At 51.6% G+C, this 19,490-nt stretch carries 19 protein-coding genes and 1 tRNA gene; 17 read left to right on the top strand and 3 right to left on the bottom strand.

The window, feature by feature from the left end; translation table 11 throughout:
• The first annotated feature begins 9 nt into the window (after nt 1-9).
• The 4 genes from ABGI61_RS01535 to ABGI61_RS01520 are packed head-to-tail and all read left to right on the top strand — an operon-like array spanning nt 10 to nt 3,509.
• A complete protein-coding gene (locus tag ABGI61_RS01535; RefSeq protein WP_347595808.1) occupies nt 10-852 on the top strand; it encodes a heme/hemin ABC transporter substrate-binding protein in 843 nt (280 codons plus the stop codon).
• Nucleotides 845-1,972: a FecCD family ABC transporter permease gene (locus ABGI61_RS01530; protein ID WP_347595805.1), complete on the top strand. Its 1,128-nt coding sequence runs from the start codon at nt 845-847 to the stop codon at nt 1,970-1,972. Before ABGI61_RS01535 ends, ABGI61_RS01530 begins: the two co-directional genes overlap by 8 nt.
• Nucleotides 1,965-2,741: an ATP-binding cassette domain-containing protein gene (locus ABGI61_RS01525; protein ID WP_347595802.1), complete on the top strand. Its 777-nt coding sequence runs from the start codon at nt 1,965-1,967 to the stop codon at nt 2,739-2,741. Before ABGI61_RS01530 ends, ABGI61_RS01525 begins: the two co-directional genes overlap by 8 nt.
• Nucleotides 2,742-2,762: 21 nt before the next feature.
• Nucleotides 2,763-3,509, top strand: coding sequence for a HugZ family pyridoxamine 5'-phosphate oxidase (locus tag ABGI61_RS01520; RefSeq protein WP_347595799.1), 747 nt, complete (start codon nt 2,763-2,765; stop codon nt 3,507-3,509).
• Nucleotides 3,510-3,546: 37 nt separating this feature from the next.
• On the opposite strand, the gene ABGI61_RS01515 is transcribed toward ABGI61_RS01520, so the two are convergent.
• A complete protein-coding gene (locus ABGI61_RS01515) occupies nt 3,547-4,464 on the bottom strand; it encodes a LysR family transcriptional regulator (RefSeq protein WP_347595796.1) in 918 nt (305 codons plus the stop codon).
• A gap of 112 nt (nt 4,465-4,576) precedes the next feature.
• Here ABGI61_RS01515 and ABGI61_RS01510 point away from each other — a divergent pair, with 112 nt between their 5' ends.
• The 6 genes from ABGI61_RS01510 (at nt 4,577) to ABGI61_RS01485 (ending at nt 10,143) form a co-directional block, all read left to right on the top strand.
• Nucleotides 4,577-5,425 (top strand): type 1 glutamine amidotransferase domain-containing protein, encoded by an 849-nt coding sequence (locus ABGI61_RS01510; RefSeq protein WP_347595793.1) that lies wholly within the window; start codon nt 4,577-4,579, stop codon nt 5,423-5,425.
• A gap of 20 nt (nt 5,426-5,445) precedes the next feature.
• Nucleotides 5,446-6,600, top strand: a complete 1,155-nt coding sequence (locus tag ABGI61_RS01505; RefSeq protein WP_347595790.1) for an iron-containing alcohol dehydrogenase — start codon at nt 5,446-5,448, stop codon at nt 6,598-6,600.
• A 131-nt stretch (nt 6,601-6,731) separates the two neighbouring features.
• Complete coding sequence (locus ABGI61_RS01500; protein ID WP_347595787.1) at nt 6,732-7,109, top strand: PA2779 family protein; 378 nt, start codon at nt 6,732-6,734, stop codon at nt 7,107-7,109.
• Nucleotides 7,110-7,112: 3 nt separating this feature from the next.
• Nucleotides 7,113-8,099 (top strand): PA2778 family cysteine peptidase, encoded by a 987-nt coding sequence (locus ABGI61_RS01495; protein ID WP_347595784.1) that lies wholly within the window; start codon nt 7,113-7,115, stop codon nt 8,097-8,099.
• Nucleotides 8,100-8,389: 290 nt separating this feature from the next.
• Complete coding sequence (locus ABGI61_RS01490; protein ID WP_347595781.1) at nt 8,390-9,940, top strand: methyl-accepting chemotaxis protein; 1,551 nt, start codon at nt 8,390-8,392, stop codon at nt 9,938-9,940.
• A 35-nt stretch (nt 9,941-9,975) separates the two neighbouring features.
• A complete protein-coding gene (locus tag ABGI61_RS01485; protein WP_347595778.1) occupies nt 9,976-10,143 on the top strand; it encodes a hypothetical protein in 168 nt (55 codons plus the stop codon).
• Nucleotides 10,144-10,203: 60 nt separating this feature from the next.
• Here ABGI61_RS01485 and ABGI61_RS01480 read toward each other — a convergent pair.
• A tRNA-Leu gene (locus tag ABGI61_RS01480) sits at nt 10,204-10,290 on the bottom strand.
• Between the two features lie 162 nt (nt 10,291-10,452).
• Here ABGI61_RS01480 and ABGI61_RS01475 point away from each other — a divergent pair.
• The 5 genes from ABGI61_RS01475 to leuD all read left to right on the top strand — a co-directional run bounded on the left by ABGI61_RS01475 (nt 10,453) and on the right by leuD (nt 16,320).
• A complete protein-coding gene (locus tag ABGI61_RS01475) occupies nt 10,453-11,193 on the top strand; it encodes a DUF5020 family protein (RefSeq protein ID WP_347595775.1) in 741 nt (246 codons plus the stop codon).
• A 426-nt stretch (nt 11,194-11,619) separates the two neighbouring features.
• Nucleotides 11,620-13,197 (top strand): 2-isopropylmalate synthase, encoded by a 1,578-nt coding sequence (gene leuA / locus ABGI61_RS01470; RefSeq protein WP_347595772.1) that lies wholly within the window; start codon nt 11,620-11,622, stop codon nt 13,195-13,197.
• A 2-nt stretch (nt 13,198-13,199) separates the two neighbouring features.
• Nucleotides 13,200-14,288, top strand: a complete 1,089-nt coding sequence (leuB, locus tag ABGI61_RS01465) for a 3-isopropylmalate dehydrogenase (RefSeq protein WP_347595769.1) — start codon at nt 13,200-13,202, stop codon at nt 14,286-14,288.
• The gene (gene leuC, locus ABGI61_RS01460; RefSeq protein ID WP_347595766.1) at nt 14,288-15,721 is read left to right on the top strand and encodes a 3-isopropylmalate dehydratase large subunit; all 1,434 of its coding nucleotides are present in this window, start codon (nt 14,288-14,290) and stop codon (nt 15,719-15,721) included. The genes leuB and leuC overlap by 1 nt, the downstream gene beginning before the upstream one ends.
• Nucleotides 15,718-16,320 carry a 3-isopropylmalate dehydratase small subunit gene (gene leuD, locus ABGI61_RS01455; RefSeq protein WP_347595763.1) on the top strand — a complete coding sequence of 201 codons (603 nt, stop codon included), beginning with the start codon at nt 15,718-15,720 and terminating at the stop codon, nt 16,318-16,320. Before leuC ends, leuD begins: the two co-directional genes overlap by 4 nt.
• 68 nt (nt 16,321-16,388) lie before the next feature.
• Here leuD and ABGI61_RS01450 read toward each other — a convergent pair whose 3' ends face one another.
• Nucleotides 16,389-17,339 (bottom strand): aq_1923 C-terminal domain, encoded by a 951-nt coding sequence (locus ABGI61_RS01450; RefSeq protein ID WP_347595760.1) that lies wholly within the window; start codon nt 17,337-17,339, stop codon nt 16,389-16,391.
• Between the two features lie 162 nt (nt 17,340-17,501).
• Between ABGI61_RS01450 and ABGI61_RS01445 the strand changes: the two genes are divergently transcribed.
• Together ABGI61_RS01445 and ABGI61_RS01440 are read left to right on the top strand one after the other, a co-directional pair.
• Nucleotides 17,502-18,800 carry a sensor domain-containing diguanylate cyclase gene (locus ABGI61_RS01445; protein WP_347595757.1) on the top strand — a complete coding sequence of 433 codons (1,299 nt, stop codon included), beginning with the start codon at nt 17,502-17,504 and terminating at the stop codon, nt 18,798-18,800.
• Between the two features lie 50 nt (nt 18,801-18,850).
• Nucleotides 18,851-19,483 carry a trimeric intracellular cation channel family protein gene (locus ABGI61_RS01440; RefSeq protein ID WP_347595754.1) on the top strand — a complete coding sequence of 211 codons (633 nt, stop codon included), beginning with the start codon at nt 18,851-18,853 and terminating at the stop codon, nt 19,481-19,483.
• Nucleotides 19,484-19,490: the final 7 nt, after the last annotated feature.

Below are 19,490 nucleotides of genomic sequence, written 5' to 3'. Positions count from 1 at the left end.
AGTGGGAAAATGTATCGATGCACCCAGTTGCTCTGTCTAAGTGTTGTGTTGTTGTGTCTGCTGCGCCCGGCTGCAGCTGCGCCAGAAAGTATTGTTGCTGCCGGTGGCAGCGTTACTGAGGTGTTGTTTGCGCTGGGCCTAGGTGATCAGCTGGTGGCGGTTGATACCTCCAGCTTGTATCCAGAGGCTGCTACCCGCCTGCCGAAAATTGGCTATTACCGTCAGCTCAGCCCGGAAGGGGTGTTGGCACAGCAGCCAACTGTGCTGGTGGGCCACGGCCAGATGGGGCCAGCAGAGGTGTTGGCGCAAATTGCGGCTATGGGCGTAGAGGTGGTAAATGTGCCGCATGGCTACCAAACGGACAGCCTGTATCAGTTAATTACCACCCTGGCGCAGCGCTTTGACCGGCAGCCGCAGGGGGCCAGTTTAATTGCTGATATTCGCCAGCAGCTAAGTCAATTAGCCGGGCAGCCGGTCGCCCCTGTGGCCATGGCATTTTTGGTGTCAGTAGGTGAGCGCGGTTTAATGGCGGCTGGCAACAACACTATGCCCGCTGCCTTGTTTGACAGTGCCGGTATTACCAATGCCTTTGGCACAGTGTCGGGCTATCAGCCGGTGTCGGTAGAGGCGCTGATGGCCGGTGCACCCAAGCGCTTGCTGGTGCCGTCCCACGCTGCGGCAGGCCAGAGCGCCGCGCAGCTGTGTCAGCTGCCGGCATTACGCTTTTGGGCGCAGCAACAGGGCTGCCAGCTCAGTATTGTCGACCCGCTAATTTTTATGGGGCTAAGCCCGCGCCTGCCGCAGGCGGTGGCTCAGTTGCAGCAGCTGGCGCAGGCAAATACTGATGAGTGAGTTGTCATCAGGCGCATTGAGCACTGCTCACATAGTCACTGAGCCGGCCTTGCCCTTACGCACTCAGTTGCAAGCCACCTTGGTGCATAAAGCCCGCCAGCAGCGGCGTACCTTGCTGGTATTGGCGTTATTATTGCTATTGTTAATGCTGATGTCATTAACACAGGGCGCCATGGCAATTGCTGCAACAGAGGTTATCGCCAGCTTGTTCGGCGGCGTTAACAATGAGCCCGGCAGTTTTGCGCAGCAGGTGATCTGGGACATTCGCCTGCCCAGAGTTTTGCTTACGGCCATTACCGGTGCCGGTCTGGCCGTGTGCGGCGCGGTAATGCAGGGTATTTGTCGTAACCCGCTGGCAGACCCAGGTCTGATTGGTGTCTCGTCCGGCGCAGCCTTATTTGCTGCCCTGGTGATGGTGTTCGATGTAGGCCGGTTTTTACCTACACCAGTGCAGCCGGTGCTGATTTCACTGGCGGCCTTTGTCGGGGCCTTGTTGATAAGCCAGTTGGTATTCCGGCTGGCGCACACCACGCTTGGGCTGAACACCTTATTGCTGATCCTGGCCGGGGTGGCGATCAATGCGCTGGTGGGCACCCTTATGGGCTTGCTGGCCTTTATTGCCGATGATGGCACCCTGCGGCTGATTACCTTCTGGAGTATGGGCAGCTATGCCGGCAGTAACTGGACACAGGTGCTGTTGGTGGCGCTTGGCGTGAGCGCACCGCTGCTGCTGTTGTGGCGCTATCGCACTGCGCTGACGTTAATGCTGGGCGGTGAGCAGGACGCGCAATATCTGGGGGTAGAGGTACAACAGATTAAACGGCTGAGTTTGTTCTGTGTGGCGCTGCTCACGGCTGTTTGTGTGTGCTTTACCGGTATTGTCGGCTTTGTTGGCCTGGTAACGCCGCATATTTGTCGTTTGCTGAGCGGGCCAGACTTACGCAGCCTTATTCCACTGAGTGCGCTGGCTGGTGCCATCCTGGTTACCGCGGCGGACACCCTGGCGCGTATCGTGATTATTCCTGCTGAATTGCCGGTGGGTCTGGTTACTTCCATGCTGGGCGTGCCGTTTTTCCTCTATTTACTGCTGCAATATCGTCGAGGAGCGCGCCATGTTTGAGTTAAGCCAAGTCAGTGTTGGCAGTGGCAGTGGCGCTGGCCAGCGCCTGCACCAACTTAATTTAACTATCCGCCAGGGCAGTTTAACTGCAGTGTTGGGGGCCAATGGCGCCGGTAAAAGCAGTTTGCTTAGTCTGTTAGCGGGTGAGCTGCAGGCAACCGCGGGTGAAGTATTGTTTAAACAGCAACCCCTGGCGCAGTGGTCGTCGCAACAGCTGGCGACACAGCGCGCTTTTATGTTGCAACAACAGCGGCCGGTGTTTGATTTTCTGGTACTGGATTACCTGCTGCTGGCGCGCCATGCCTGGCTGGAAAGCCAGGCGCAAAGTCTGGCGTATGCCAGCGATCTTATTCAGCGTTTGGCACTGCAGCCTTTGCTGGACAAACCCATTACCCGTTTATCGGGTGGCGAGTGGCAGCGGGTGCAGTTTGCCCGTGCCTGGTTGCAGCTGGTATCGCCCGAGGGCGTTGGCCATGCCATGTTGCTACTGGATGAACCCACCGCCGCGCTGGATATTTACCAGCAGCGCCAGTTTTATCAAGCGCTGCAAAGCTTTGTCGCCGCCGGTGGTACGGCGCTGGTGGTGCTGCACGATGTTAATCAGGCCGCCCGTGTCGCTGATCAGTTTATTTTGCTGCAACAAGGCCAGCTGCTGGCTGCCGGTGATGCCGAACATTGCTTTACCCAAACCAACTTATGCCGTTGTTACCAGGTTGCAGGCCAGCTGCAGCACGATGAGCAAAGCGGCAGACGTTATTTTCATTTCTAACTGTTTTAACGCGGAGTTTTTATGCAAAGTGATAACCTGCAACAACATATTTTTAATGCCCGCGCCTTATTGCGCCAACAACACAGCGGCGTGTTGTCTACCTTAAGTTTATCGTTAAAAGGTTACCCGTTTGGCTCGGTAACGCCGTACTGGATGACTGCGCAGGGCAGCCTGGTGCTGTATGCATCTGATATTGCCCAGCACAGCCGCAATATGCAGGCCGATGCTAAAGTCAGCTTATGTGTATTTGATGGCGCGCAAGACGACAGCCAGGCCAATGCCCGCGTCACTGTGCTGGGTGAGGCAGAGCTATTGGGAAAAACCTGCGACGAGGCACAGGCCTATTTTCAGTTATATCCCCAGGCCGAAGTCTACAAACAGGCGCATGATTTTCAGTTTTACCGCATTACACCAAGCCGGGTGCGCTATATCGGCGGTTTTGGCGAAATTTACTGGTTTAAAGCCGAAGACTGGCAGTACCCGACACCGGCCTGGCAGGCCCAGGCGGGCGGCATGATTACCCATATGCATGATGATCACGCCGATGCGCTGGCGTTAATGCTTAACCTGCAACATCAGCAGTCCGCTAATGCCGGCGAAGTAAAGATGTTAAACGTGCTGGCAGAGGGCTTTCATGTGCGCTATCGCGATAAAACTTTCTTTATCCGTTTTGACAGTGCTTGTCTTACCGCAAACAGCATTCGCCCGGCCATGGTATCGCTAACGCAGGCCGCCCGCCACAGCCTGCAGCAGGCCTCAGTAGCCTGATTAGCGGCAAGCGTAAAGGTTTGCTGATGAGCCTATCTTAGGTAGCAGAGGCGTATTTATTAATATTGGCAAACGCCAGCAGGATATCTTTGGCGTAGCTGACTCTGGGGTGCTTTAGCGCCCCTTTGCGCCATACCAGATAAATAAAATTTTCCGGCCCGGGCTCACCAAGGTACACCAGCTGGCCCTGTTTGACTGCGTCGCGGCACAGATAATCGGGCAGTACGCTGTAGCCAACGCCTGCTTTAACAATGCCGGCAATAGCGCGGATATCCGGGCAAATAGCTGCTATAGGCGACTGACAGGGCGCATTAAACACGGCATTAAAATAATGTCGGATTAACGGCAGTGTGGGGTCGTAACTTATCACCGGATACAACCTAAGCCGTTCAGCATCAACCGGTTGTTGTAATAAATGTGTGCCAGTAAAGCGGTTAGCCACCAGCATTAACCGCTCGCTATCAATAATCTGATAATCATACAGCGCCGGATCCGGCGCCGAGGCGGTGATCGCCAGTTCCGCTGTGCCATCGGCCAAAAGCTGATAAATGCGTTCTTTATTGCCTATGTGCACCACCAGGTTAATTTCACCGGCCTGCAGCAGGTTCGCAAACTGCGCACCGGCGATTTGACTGATATACTCGGCCGGGCCGGCGATATTCAATGTGCCGTAGACGGCATTATTGCGATTACGCACCGACGCCAGCTTTTGCTCGACCGCGTCTAAGTGCGCGGATACCTGCAGTGCTAAATCGTGTGCCGCCGCCGTGGGCTCTACTCCACGGGCTTTACGTTCAAATAAGGCAAAACCCACCAGCGACTCAATGCTTTGAATATGTGCTGTTGCGGCCGGTTGTGACAAACCCAGATTAGCCGCCGCCCGGGTAATGGTGCCGCAGCGGTAAACCTCGACAAAGGTGCGTAATTGCACAAAGTAAGACATCGCATCAGCCATCAGATAAATGATGGCTGATCATAAAAGCGCTGAATTCTGCCCGCAAGCTAATTCTTCTACACTTAACGCCACACCCTGCCTTAAAGGGCAGACACAAACACAAGTGAGGCAAATGATGATTAAACAAACCTTTTTCGCGATAGTGTTAACCGGCAGCCTGACGCAGGCCGCGTTGGCGCAAGACAGCAAGGGTCAAATTTTGGTGTTGTTATCCAGCGAAAGTCAGATGGCATTGCAGGATGGTAAAACGCTGAGCACCGGTTATTACCTGAATGAGTTTGGCGTACCGGCCGATGCTTTTATACAGGCTGGCTATGAGCTGGTATTAGCCACACCAAAAGGTAATGCACCGGTAGTCGATGAAAAGTCGGTTACGGTGCAGTATTTTGGTGGCAGTGAGGCCGAAATGCAGCGCATTCAACAGGTTATTGCTTCAATTCCGGGCATTGATGACACCCTATCCCTACAGGAGGTGATTGCCGACGGCCTGGAGCAGTACGAGGGCGTGTTTATTCCGGGCGGCCATGCGCCGCTGATTGACCTGGCGAATAACCCTGAAGTAGGCACAATTTTGGCGCATTTTAATGCCGCAGCAAAACCCACCGCCGCCATTTGTCATGGCCCGATAGCGTTGTTATCGGCGCAGCAAAACCCGCAAGCCTTTCAGCAAGCGCTGGTGCAGCAACAACCGGCAACTGCTGAGAATTGGCTGTATGCTGGTTACAAGATGACGATTTTCTCTGATGCAGAAGAGACGGTATTTGAAGCCTCATTAAACGGCGACAAGTTGCAGTATTACCCGGGCAAGGCAATGCAGCAAGCCGGTGGCAACATGCAGTACAGTGAAGCCTGGACACCAAATGTAGTGGTAGACCGTGAATTGATCACAGGACAAAACCCGTTCTCAGATAAAGCCCTGGCCGCAGCCATGCTGAAACAACTTGAGCAAGCCGCGCAGTAAGTAACACGACAGGAGTACCGATGCTAAATTTTAACTTTAAAAACCAAACCGAAATTTTATTTGGTAAAGGCCAAATCAAAGAGGCGAAAAGCCGCTTACCACAAGATGCTAAAGTGCTGTTTTTGTATGGTGGCGGCTCTATCAAGCGCAACGGCGTGTACACAGATGTGCTTAACCTGCTCGATGGCGTGCAGTTTGAGGAATTTGCTGGCGTAGAGCCTAACCCAACGCTGGAAACCCTGATGCAGGCAGTTGAGCGGGTGCGTAGCAAACAACTGAATTTTATTCTGGCGGTCGGTGGCGGCAGTGTTATTGACGGCGCTAAGTTTATCGCCGCTGCCGCGCACTTTGACGGCGAGCCGTGGGATATTCTGGCCAAAGGCGCAGCCTTTAGCTCCGCGCTGCCGATTGGCGCGGTGTTAACCTTGCCGGCCACCGGCTCTGAAAGTAACGGCAATTCGGTGGTTACCAACAAAGCCACTTCGCAAAAACGCGCCTTTGGTTCAGATTTAGTGCAGCCGGTATTTGCTGTGCTCGATCCGGTTTACACCTATTCGCTGCCAGCGAAGCAAGTAGGTAACGGCGTGGTAGATGCCTTTGTACATGTGATTGAGCAGTACCTGACTTACCCGGTAAATGCGCCGCTGCAAGACCGTTTTGCTGAAGGCATTTTACACACCCTGATTAGCGAGGGGCCAAAAGCCCTGGCGACACCAGAGGATTATGACGTACGCGCTAATGTCATGTGGTCGGCGACGATGGCGCTTAACGGCTTAATTGGTAAAGGCGTACCGCAAGACTGGGCCACCCATATGATTGGCCATGAACTTACCGCCTTGTTTGGCTTAGATCACGCGCAAACACTGGCGATTGTGTTGCCAACCTTAATGTATGTGCAGCGCGAGAAAAAGCGGCAGAAACTGCTGCAGTTTGGTTGCCGCGTGTTCGACATCAACAGTGGCAATGAAGATGAACTGATTGATAAAACTATTAAAGCCACGCAGGACTTTTTCGAACATATGGGCGTAAAAACCCGTTTATCGGATTACAACCTGACCGCAGCGGACATTGATAAGCTGGTGGCTAACCTGGAGCGTAATGGCATGACAGCACTGGGTGAGCACGGCGATATTGATTTAGCTAAAGCGCGGCAAATTCTTACCTTAGCGCTGTAAGTGGTGCATGGCCATACTCTTCGTATGGCCTGTAGTATTGGCTAAGATTGCTGGTATGTTGCAATAGGTTGTTGTTTCAACTAGGCTTTAGAGCGTTATATCGCCGAAATGCCAATCTGAGGTAGCACTACATGAAAAAAATTTCCGTTGTCGTAAGTACCTGTGCCGCACTGATATTTACCTGCTGCCAGGTATCAGCAGGCCTGTATGGCTCTGACGATGTGGTAGCCCAGCAGCAACACCAGTATAGCCAGCAGCAGGTATTGGCCCTGGTGGATAATGCTGAAGTGCAGCAAAAATTAATTGAGCTGGGTGTAAGCCCTGATGATGCCAAGCAGCGTATTGCGGCCATGACTACCGCTGAGCTTGACGCATTAAACACTCAGCTGAACGAGATGCCAGCTGGCGGTATTGTTGGCACTATTGTTACCGTGTTGGTGGTAATAGCAGTACTGGATGTGCTGGGCATTACTGATGTGTATCCATTTATCCGCCCGATTAACTCTTAATAAGTGTTAGCGTTACTGTACCAGGCCAGCCTGCGGGCTGGTTTGCTCTTTTTGCTGGTGCTGTTAACGGCTTGTCAAACGCCGCCACAAACCCGGCAGTTACAGAGCAGTCCGCCTGATATCGCCCGTCAGCATCTTATTGCGCAGGTGCCGTTTTATCCGCAACAAGACTACTTTTGTGGCCCGACAACCCTGACAGAAGTGGCGGGCTTTTATGGCTCTAACACCAGCCCCGAAGCCATAGCACCAAACACTTTTATACCCGGCCGTCAGGGCACGTTACAAATTGAAATGGCCGCCGCCACCCGGCAATTGGGCATGCTGGCCTATGTGCAGCCGCGCGCCACTATGGCGCAGCTACTCAGCCTGGTGGCTGAAGATATTCCGCTGATAGTGCTACAAAACAACAGCATTGCCTGGTTGCCACAATGGCATTATGCGGTGGTGATTGGCTACGATCTGGATAAGGAAGAAGTCATACTGCATAGCGGCGTTACACCCAATCACCGGCTTAATTTTGCTACCTTTGAGCGCACTTGGCAGCGAGGTAACCATTGGCTGCTGGCTATGCTTCCGCCAGAAAAAAGCAGTGCCCTGTTAGATCCATTCCTCTACACCAAAGCCAGTCAGGACTTACTCAGCACCAACCAAACTATGGCGGGTGTGGTTGCCCTTGAGACGGCAATAAGACAGTGGCCAGGGTACTGGCTGCCGTATTTTTTGCTCGGTAACCATTATTTTTCGGCGCAGCCGAAACAGGCCGCCAACTGGTTTAAGCAAGGCCTGACGTTGGCAATGCAACAGGTGAGTTACCTTAATAACTACGCGTTGTTGTTAAGTAACCTGGCTTGTCATGACAAAGCAACCGCACTGATAGAAAAAGCGTTGCTATTAAAGCCGCAAGATCCGAATTTATTAGATAGCCAGCAGCAAATCAGCCAAGCAAAGCAACATGCAGTAAATAATGATATGTCGTGTCAGCATGACTAAACTGACGTTGATACTCAATAAGCTAAAGCGGTGAACATAGTACCAAGCCAGAAATGGCGTCTCATTATAAGGTTAAATAAACCTATGACAATGTTAAGTATTTTGACAATTTACCTATTTTGACCCATAAATTATGCACATGGACTTCAGTCTCGTGAACCTTATCGGCAATCAGCGTAAACTGTGCCGTCAAGCCGCCCCATTACTGCACTCGCTACGGTATTAGGGAGCGGTGGTTAGACAAGCAGAGCCGCGCAAACTTTGTGACACAATGGAAGGACAGGTAGAAAATGAGCCGACGCAATAATCAGTTAATTGATGAAGAAGTGGTATTTGCTGAAACCGATGAACTGGTTTCCACAACTGATATGCGCGGCGTTGTCACCTACGCCAATCCCATTTTTTGTAAAGTGGCTGGCTTTACCGCCGACGAGCTGGTGGGCAAAAACCATAATATTGTGCGCCACCCTGATATGCCCAAAGCGGCATTTGCCGACATGTGGCAGCATTTGCAAGCCGGACATGCCTGGCGCGGGGCGGTAAAAAACCGCTGTAAAGATGGCCGTTATTACTGGGTAGATGCCTTTGTTACACCCATATATGAAAACGGCAACAAGGTAGGTTATCAGTCAGTGCGGCGCAAGCTTAAGCCCATTTACCGGCAGCGGGCGGAACAACTGTACCAGCGCATCAATGCAGGCAAGTCACTTAATTCTATAACGCAGCTGTTCAACAAATTTAATAAGCCGCTTTTTGTTGTGCTGGCGCTGGCCATTTTGTTTGCCGGTACTCAATGGTATTGGTTTAACGCCTTATTACTGGTGTTACCTTTTGCTGTGTTTGCTGAGCAGCTATTTGGTACGCCCGGTTTTTTAAGTAAATTACAAAACCAGTATGACAGCGTCTCCCGGCATGTTTTTTCGGGAAATTTCGCTGCAGGTATTGCAGATTTTCATCTGAAGCTGCATGAAGGGCGCGTTGTCACCATTATTGGCAGAATTGCAGACAGCACCAAGATTTTAGAAGGCGGCGCTGAGGCTTTGCTTGCCGCTTCCAATAAGGCAAAAGAAGGGGTGGAGCAAGAGGCTTCAGAACTTCATCAGGTGTCTACTGCGGTAGAGGAAATGGTACAAACCATTGAAGAAGTGGCCCGTAATACCACCAGTACCAGCCAGAAGGTTGAAGAAGCCCATAGTGACTGTGCGAAATCGGCCAGTGCCATGGATCACACCATGAATGAAGTTGAAGCCCTGGCGCTTGAAGTGGCGAAATCAGCTGATGCGGCAGGTGCGCTGGCCTCAGAAGCTGAGAAAATCAGCAGTGTAATGCAAGAAATTCAGGGTATTGCCGATCAAACCAATTTGTTGGCATTAAATGCGGCTATTGAAGCGGCCAGAGCGGGTGAGCATGGTCGCGGTTTCTCAGTTGTGGCAGAGGAAGTTAGGGCGCTTTCAACCCGCACCCACCATGCCACTCAGCAAATTCAGGCATCAATAGCCGGTATTCAATCTACTTTGCTCGGTTGGGCCGATAAAATGAACCAAGGCAAGGTCGCGGCACAAAATTGTGCGCAAGAAACCAAGGCAACCCAAGCTTTAGTGAAAAAGGTGTACGACGCTATTACCGATATTTCCGATTTGGCTGCACAAATTTCTACCGCCGCAGAAGAGCAAAGCGCGGTGTCGCAAGAAATTAGCCGTAATATTGTCAATATCAGCGTGGCCTCGGAGAGCAATCTGGGCCAGGCAGAGTTGGTTGAGTGTGAAGCAAAAGCACTAAAAGAGCGTGCCGATAAGCTAACGTCTTTGGGGTACTCTTTCAGAGTTAAAACCGATGCCTAAGCCGCATTTTTAAGGCTCTGACCAGCCAGCCCACGTTGGCACCTATCTGTAAGCGATTGCTGGCACTGGGTGGCGCCGACTACCGCCAGTGGCAGGTTGATCAGCATAACCTGGTGTTTTACCGGGTTGATGACGCACAGAAACGTATCGAATTATTGTTACTGATGGATAGCAGGCAGAACCAGCAAAAGCTGTTGTTTTAACTTAAGCTGCTTGTTTGATGGTTATAACGATGAGAGGCAGTTGGTATAACAGCAGATAAATGGTGCCCGGGGCCGGACTTGAACCGGCACGGGGTTTCCCCCGAGGGATTTTAAATCCCTTGTGTCTACCGATTTCACCACCCGGGCAGAGTCGTTCGTGCGATTGCACTTGGTAAGACGGCGCGCATCTTATGTAACCTGACAGAATTATGCAAGCGATTTTTCCGGCGTTTACTCCGCAAGATGTGTCGTCTTACGCTATAACCATACAAGGTGAATACGCTACGACGTTAACTCCTCGGGGCCGTTATGCAAAAAGTGACACTTCCCACACTTATAGCGGTGATGTTGGTGCCAGCCTTAACCTGTTTGCCACTAGAGGCCGAAATACTTTGGCAAGACGTTAGCGTGAGCTACTTAAAAGGCAGTAACTACCGGGTTGATGGCCCGGATAAGCAAATCATCACCTTTGAACACGTTGCTAATACTCACTGGGGCGACAGCTTTTTTTTCTTTGATCATTTGCGTGCTGATAGTGGTAAGCGCAACAACTATGCTGAGTGGTCACCTCGCATTAGCTTGAGCAAAATTAGAGATAAGCCACTGCAATTAGGCGTGATCAAAGATGTGCTATTAACTGGTACGGTAGAAATGTCATCACTGCGCACAGACTTTCTGTACGGTGTTGCCACTGATTTCGCGGTGCCAGGCTTTACTTATCTGAAACTGAATTTTTACCGGCGCAATAACGATGGTGTGGCCGACAACTGGCAACTTACCACCACCTGGGCAGTGCCGTTTGCACTGGGTGAGCAGCAGTTTTTGTTTGATGGCTTTTTAGATTGGAGCAGTGCTACTGTCGATCAAAGTGCCAGTATGAATATGACCTCGCAGCTGAAATGGGCGCTGCACCCGCTGTTTCAGCTGAAAAATAAACTCTATGTCGGTGTGGAATATGTGTACTGGCGCAATAAATACGGTATTGCTGACAGCCCGCAGTTTCGCACCCATGAGTCGAATGTGAACTTGCTGGTAAAAGCGCATTTTTAATTTAAAAGAGACAGCGTGCGAACCGGCTAACACTAAACTCACCGTTGCAGGCCAGGGTGGCCGAATCGAGCCCCCAGGGATGGGTTCACGGCGTGTGAGTGTGTGTTATCCGGTTTAAAGCCGCGATGTCAGCACCATGTTTTTTGATGTTTAGCCATCTATACTGTTGCAGTTAAAAAATAACCATGCTATTACTATTGGCGTTTTGCTAACCAAAGTGACTAACAGAGCAATCAATGTATTTTACTCGTCGCGTATCTACTATTAGCCTCCTCGTGCTCCTCACCGGCGCGCGGGGTGTCGCTTATTGGTAAAACGTAACGAAACCAATATTGCAAAACCCCGTGCCACTGGCCGGGGTTTTTTGCATTTTACGCCCCGCCAAAAGTTGCCACCGACACCGAATAACGGAACAGGAAACACAAGATGAGCGGCGATAACAAAATCTGGATCTTTGACACCACCTTACGCGACGGCGAGCAAGCTTTAAGAGCCAGCTTAAGCCAGAAGCAAAAAATTCAGCTGGCGCACGCTATTGCCAGGCTGAATGTTGATGTGATGGAAGTGGGCTTTCCGGTGTCCAGCCCAGGCGATTTTGACTCAGTACAGCGCATTGCGCGCGAAGTTAAAGGCCCGATTATTTGCGGCCTGGCGCGTGCGGTAGCAGCCGATATTGAAGCCTGTGGTGAGGCGTTAAAAGATGCCGAGCAGCGCCGCATTCATACCTTTATTGCCACCTCGCCACTGCATTTGCAGTACAAATTGCGCAAAACCTTAGCACAAGCCAGTGAGCAGGCGGTTGCGGCGATTAAACTGGCCAGCCGTTATACCGATGATATTGAGTTCTCCTGCGAAGATGCCGGCCGCACACCCATTGATGATTTATGCTGGATAGTCGAACGCGCCATCGCTGCCGGCGCCACAACCATTAATATTCCCGATACCGTCGGTTACACCATTCCGAATGAGTTCGCTGCCATTATCAGCACGTTGCGCAACAAGGTGCCCAATATCGACAAAGCGCGCTTAAGTGTGCATTGCCATAACGATTTAGGCTTAGCGGTGGCCAACAGTATCAGCGCGATACAGGCCGGTGCCCGCCAGATTGAATGCACGGTAAACGGCATTGGTGAGCGCGCCGGTAATTGTTCATTGGAAGAGGTGGCGATGATTATCAATACCCGCAAAGACGTGTTGGCGCCCTTGTATACCGATATTAAAACCACCGAGATTTACCGCAGCAGCCACCTGGTAAGCCAGATCTGCAATATGCCTATTCAACCTAACAAAGCTATTGTTGGTGAAAACGCCTTTGCCCACAGCTCCGGTATTCATCAGGATGGCGTGTTAAAAGCGCAAAACACCTACGAAATCATGGCGCCGGAGCAGGTCGGTATTCGCCAGAACGAGCTGAATTTAACCTCGCGCTCGGGCCGGCATGTTATCCAGCACCGTTTAGCAGAACTGGGCTACACCGGCAGCGATTATGACTTAGAAGCGGTGTACAAAGCCTTTGTCGCGCTGGCTGACCAAAAAGGCCGGGTGTTCGACTACGACTTAGAAGCGCTGGTGTTTTTTGAAAACATGCAGGAACAAAACGATTATTACGCGCTGGAGTTTTTAAGCTCGTCTACCCATACCGGTCATGTGGCCAGCGCCACGGTGGGGTTGCGCTGCGGTGATAAAGTGTTTACCGAAGCCGCTACCGGCAATGGCCCGGTTGAAGCGGCCTTTAGTGCCATCGCCCGCATTAGCAAGCTGAATATCAAGATGGTCGACTTTAACTTACAGGCCAAAGGCAGTGGCGAAGATGCGCTGGGCCAGGTGGATATTATAGCCGAACACGAAGGCCGCCGTTTTCATGGTGCCGGTTTAGCCACCGATATCGTACGCAGCTCGGTGCTGGCCTATGTGCATGTGCTGAATATGATCCAGCGGGCGCAGACCATCGATGCCCATAAACACGCCCGTCAAAACACTAATAAAATTGCCGCAGGGGAATAGCAATGAGTACACAGAGCAACAAGCACTATAAGGTCGCGGTATTAGCCGGCGATGGCATAGGCCCGGAAGTGATGGCTGAAGCCGAAAAAGTGCTGCAGGTTGTCGCCGATAAGTTTCAGTTTGGTATTACGCTAACTCCCGCTTTGGTTGGCGGCGCCGCGATAGACGCTACCGGCGAGCCGTTACCGGCTGCCACGCTGGAACTGTGTAAACAAAGTGATGCCATTTTATTTGGCTCGGTCGGCGGGCCAAAATGGACGGGCCTGGCACCGGATAAACAACCTGAGCGCGGCTCTTTACTGCCCCTTAGAAAAACCTTCGATTTATTCTGTAATTTGCGCCCCGGCCAGATTTACCCGGCGTTTGCTGAGTTGTCGCCGTTGCACCCGCGCGTGAGCAGCCAGGGTATGGATGTACTGTGCGTGCGTGAGCTGACCGGCGGCATTTACTTTGGCGAGAAGGGCCGCACTGAGACAGACGCCTTTGACACCCAGCGCTACAGTGTGCGTGAGATCGAGCGTATTGCCCTGATGGCGTTTGATGCCGCCGCTAAGCGCAGCAATAAAGTCACTTCTATCGATAAAGCCAATGTGCTGCAAACCAGCATCTTGTGGCGTGAAACGGTTGAGCGTGTAGCCAAAGACTATCCTGGCGTCACGTTGGAGCATATGTATATCGATAACGCCGCTATGCAGCTGATCCGCAGCCCGCAGCAGTTTGACGTGCTGCTGTGTGACAATCTGTTTGGCGATATTTTATCGGATGAAATTGCCGCTATTGCCGGTAGCTTAGGCCTGTTACCGTCGGCCAGCTTAAACGGCAGCGGCTTTGGTTTGTACGAGCCGGCTGGCGGCAGTGCGCCGGATATTGCAGGTAAGGGCATTGCTAACCCGATTGCACAAATTTTAAGTGCCGCCTTAATGCTGCGCTACAGCTTTGGCGAAGAAGACGCCGCCCGCGCCATTGAACAGGCCGTGCAGCAGTGTTTAGCGCAGCACATAGTAACGCGTGATATTAACCCGAAATCGACTTACGGCACGGCAGCAGTTGGCGCTGCTATTGTGGCCACTTTGCGGCAGGAGACTCATTAATGAGCCAGGCTAATTCTAAAGCACAAACCTTATATCAGAAAATTTACGCCAGCCATGTGGTGGGGAAATTAAACCCCAGCACCGACTTGCTGTATGTTGATCGACATTTAATTCACGAAGTCACCTCGCCGCAGGCCTTCTCCGGTTTAAAACTGGCAGGCCGCTCTGTGCGCCGGCCAGATTTGACCTTCGCCACCATGGACCATAACGTGTCCACCCAGCGCCGCAGCTTAGACGCCGCCGGTGACACCTCGCGCAAGCAGTTAGAAGCCTTAGCGGCAAATTGTGCAGAAAACCGCATTCCACTGCTGGATCTAACCCACCCGGATCAAGGCATAGTGCATGTTATCGGCCCAGAGCAGGGCTTAACCCAGCCGGGGATGATTATTGTCTGTGGTGACTCACATACCTCAACCCACGGTGCTTTTGGTGCCCTGGCCTTTGGTATTGGCACCTCAGAGGTGGAGCATGTACTGGCGACGCAAACGCTGCCGCAGCAACAGGCGAAAACGTTAAAAGTGGAGATAAACGGCGAATTAAACGCGCATGTGACGCCAAAAGATGTGATTTTGGCGGTAATTGGCAAGTTGGGCACTGCCGGCGGCAATGGTTATGTCGCCGAGTTTTGCGGCAGTGCTATTCGCGCCATGAGCATGGAAGGGCGTATGACGCTGTGCAATATGAGCATCGAAATGGGCGCTAAAGCCGGTTTAATCGCGCCGGATCAAACCACCTTTGATTACATAAAAGGCAAGGCGCATGCACCAAAAGCTGAGCATTGGGATGCCGCTGTTGCCTACTGGCAAAGCCTGTATTCTGATGCCGATGCGGTATTCGATCATGCAGTAGAAATTGATGCTGCTAGCATAGCGCCACAAATTACCTGGGGCACTAACCCTGAGCAGGTGATAGCGGTGGATCAAAGCGTGCCGGCACCGGAGAGTTTTACCGATGCCAGTAAGCGTGACGCCGCCGAGCGGGCATTAGCCTATATGGGATTGCAGCCGGGGCAAAAGCTAACCGATTGTAAAGTGGATGTGGTGTTTATCGGCAGCTGCACCAATAGCCGGATAGAAGATTTACGCGCCGCGGCAAGCCTGGTACAGGGCAACAAAGTGGCGGCTGGTGTACGTGCCTTAGTGGTGCCAGGCTCGGGCGTGGTAAAACGTCAGGCTGAAGCCGAAGGCTTAGCCGCTATTTTTAAAGACGCCGGTTTTGAATGGCGCGAGCCCGGCTGCAGTATGTGCCTGGGCATGAATGATGACAGAGTAGAAGCCGGCCAGCGCTGTGCTTCTACCTCAAACCGTAACTTTGAAGGCCGCCAGGGCCGGGGCGCCCGCACCCACCTGGTTAGCCCGGCGATGGCTGCCGCAGCGGCTATCGCGGGTAAGTTTGTCAATATTGCCGCGACAACAGAGGGAGAGAAAGCATGAGCCAGATTTTTGCACAGGGGCTGGTGTGCCCGCTGGATAAAAACAATGTCGATACCGACCAGATCATCCCAAAACAGTTTTTAACCAGCGTCAGCCGTGATGGTTTTGCCGAGGCGATGTTTTTCGATTGGCGCTATCTGGCCGACGGTAAGCCAAATCCGGAGTTTGTGGTAAATAAACCGCAATATCAGGGTGCCAGTATTTTGCTGACAAGGGAGAACTTTGGTTGTGGCTCCAGCCGCGAACACGCACCCTGGGCCATTAAGCAATACGGTTTTAACGTCATTATTGCCGAGAGCTTTGCTGATATTTTCTTTAATAACAGCGTTAACAACGGCATGTTGTTAATCAGCTTAAGTAAAACCAATATTGAGCTGCTGTTTAACCGCTGCGCCCAGGGCCCGCAGCAGTGGCAAATTGACCTGCAAAGCCAGGAGATCCTGTTCGGCAATAATGCTGCGATGGGCTTTAATATCGACGCTGACATCAAACAGCGTCTGTTATCCGGGCTGGATTTTATCGGCAGCAGTGAGCAGCTAAACCCGCAAATTGCCGATTATGAGCAAAGCCGCAAAGCCAGCCAACCCTGGTTGGGATAACGTGTGATACGTAGCTGATAAGGATAAAATAAAGCCCGCTGATGCGGGCTTTTGCGTGTTGCCGTAGTCTAGTTTGCCTGTAGTTTTACATTAGCAAACTTAATCATCGCTTCCGGGCTCACCATATGCTCGGCCAGTTCGCCGCTTTGCGCTTGGGCAAATTGCAGCGGCTCGTTAAAGCCAAAACTTAACGTCAGCTTTTCCGGTTTGCTGACAAAATCGGTCAGGCTTTGTTTTATCTCGGCGGGCAGTTGCGGCAGGGCGGCGATATTGGCCAGGGCCAGGCCTTGTACGGTAGCAAAATCCGGCGTTTGTTGCTGCTCGGCGGTCATGGCCAGGGTGCGCTCAATAAAACCTTTGTTTTCAATCACAATGCTGCCATTGCTCAGGGCCCCGGTCAGTAGTTTAGCCATCATTTGCTCTACATAGGCGTCACTGCTGGTCAGCGCTTGTTGCTGCTCGGCGCTCATGGCGCTGAAGTCTTTGGCGTATTGCCAAAATTGCTGCATTTGCGCCAGGGTAAAGTTGTAACTAAGGCTAAATTCGTCATTAATACGGGTTTGCTGGCTAAACAGCAGCTGGCCGTCGTCCTGGTACTGGTAACTGTAGTCGCCATGCAGAGCCAGGCTTTGTAAAAAGGCGCTGCTGTGCGGCGGTAACATTTGCAGTACCGCTGGTGCGGCTTTAGCGCCTACCATCTGCATGCTGCCTTTGTCGGCCAGGCCATTAGGCTTTAAGCCCTGGGCGGTAATCAGGTCAACGCTGACAACAGTGCCCATTTCACCAACATCAACCGTCAGGTCGCTGATGCTGTAGCTGGAGGTCAGCACATTGGCAGAAATATCACCGTAATTGAGACTAATCTCTGGCATTTCGCCTGTGCCGGCTAAATCCCGGTAGCTTTGGTTAGCCTGTTCAAATTGTTGCTTAATGGCCTTTTCGGCCTGCATATTAGCCAGCAGTACACCGCCAACCACTAACACTGTGGCCAATCCAGCCGCCACCAGAGACTTGTTCATAAGCATCCTTATTAGATAACGTCTTGTTAACGCCCAGAGAATATCATAGTGCGATCAACAATGAACAGCCGGCACAAGTTAGTTAAATGTTTTATTACGAGGTTCTAAGTATTGAGCTAAGCTGATAATTCATTAAAAAGCATACAATTAACATGGTCATTAATGCAGATTTCGAATATTGACGCCGAAGCGCTGGTGCGTAGCCTGCATGAAGGCGTAGTGGTGCATGCTGCGGGCACGCAGGTGTTGTATGCCAACCCCAGCGCTTTAAGACTATTGCGTCTGACAAAAGAGCAAATGTTGGGCAAAGACGCCTTCGATCCGGGTTGGCGTTTTCTCGAGAGCGATGGCCGTCAGATGGCTGTCAGTCGTTATCCGGTGCAACAGGTGTTATTAACGCTGCAGCCATTAATGAATTTTGAGTTGGGCATTTGTGACAGCTCGACAGAACAGGTTACCTGGGTACTCTGTAATGCTTATCCGGAATTTGACGATCAGCAACAGTTGATACAGATCGTGGTCAGTTTCGTTGATATTACGCATAAGAAAAACGATATTCCGTTTGATCGTCTGGTGGAGATTGCCAATGATTTAGTAGTGATCACCACCGCTTCATCCGCCAGTTACGCCGAGCAACGTATTGTGTATGTTAATCAGGCATTCGTTGAGTTAACCGGTTTCAAACGCCAGCAGCTAATTGGCCAATCACCCAAACTGTTCATGGGGCAGGAGACTGATAGTGCGAAATTAACAGCGATTAATCGGGCACTAAAAAAGCTGCAACCGTTCCATACCCAACTGTCGTATGTTAAGCCCGACGGTGAAAAACTGTGGCTAGATGTCAACATTGTGCCTTTAAACAATGATTTAGGTGAGCTTGCTTATTACGCCGCAATTGAGCGGGATATATCGGCAGCGAAACAGTATGAAGCGCACCTAAAGGAGCTTGCTACCCGTGACCAACTCACCACGCTGCTGAACCGGCGAGGGTTTTGGGAGCTGGCGCAACAGTTACTGCCGAACATGAACCGTCACAAACGGGAAGTGTGTTTTGCCATGCTGGACATTGACCAGTTTAAAACGATCAACGACACCTTTGGCCATGCTGTTGGTGACAAAGTATTGAGTCAGTTTGGTTTATTGATGACAAAATTTTTCCGCGAGGCTGATGTGTTGGCTCGTATTGGTGGTGAGGAGTTTGCTGTACTGATGCCCGACGCCAGTATGCAACACACCTTAGAGCGGCTAGACAGGTTCCGGCAGGTGGTTTCGGCATCTGCGGTGGAGTGCGATGATACGCGCCGACCGATTTACTTTTCTGTTAGTATCGGACTAACCAGCGCGATAGGCTCTAACCTTAAACTTGATTTGCTGCTAAAAGCAGCAGATAAGGCGTTATATCAGGCAAAGCACAGTGGCCGCAACATGGTTTGTTTTCAAGCAGTTGAATTAGCGACATAGCTTCAGGATAATCAGCCGGCCAAACAACACAGTATTATCACAAGGACATTATGCAAGATTATCTGCATTGGTTTGATTTACTGGGTATCGCAGTGTTTGCTATCTCCGGTACTCTGGCGGCCTGGCGCAACCAGATGGATGGTTTCGGCGTAATTGTGCTGGCCAGCGTAACGGCTATCGGCGGTGGTACCCTGCGCGATTTAATCCTCAATGCGCCGGTGATCTGGATTAATAACAACAGCTATTTTTACGCCATTTTTATTGCTGCTATTGGCACCATTTTGCTGGTGCGTAACCGCTTAACTATTCCACATAACACCCTGCAGTTTTTCGATGCCTTAGGCCTGGCATTTTTTGTCATTATGGGCACGCAAAAAGCGCTGGATTACGGCACCTCAACCATGGTGGCTATCTTGCTGGGTACCATGAGTGGTGTTTGCGGCGGTATGATCCGTGATGTGCTGTGCCGCGAAGTGCCCATGGTGTTTCGCGGCGAGCTGTATGCTGTAACCTGCATTTTTGGCGCTACCGTTTATACCGGCCTGTTGGCTCTGGGTGTTAATCAATTACCTGCCATGTTAAGTGGCATGGTTGCCCTGCTACTGCTGCGCCTGGCAGCGATGAAATGGCAGCTCACCATACCGGTATTTAGCAAGCACCATAACGAGCTGAACGAGCCCTAAATCCCAC

This window comes from Rheinheimera fenheensis (genome assembly GCF_039871805.1).
In the GTDB taxonomy this organism is placed as follows: domain Bacteria; phylum Pseudomonadota; class Gammaproteobacteria; order Enterobacterales; family Alteromonadaceae; genus Alishewanella; species Alishewanella fenheensis.
The sequence above is the reverse complement of the archived record's forward strand: the minus strand, read 5'-3'. Positions and strand labels throughout refer to the sequence as shown.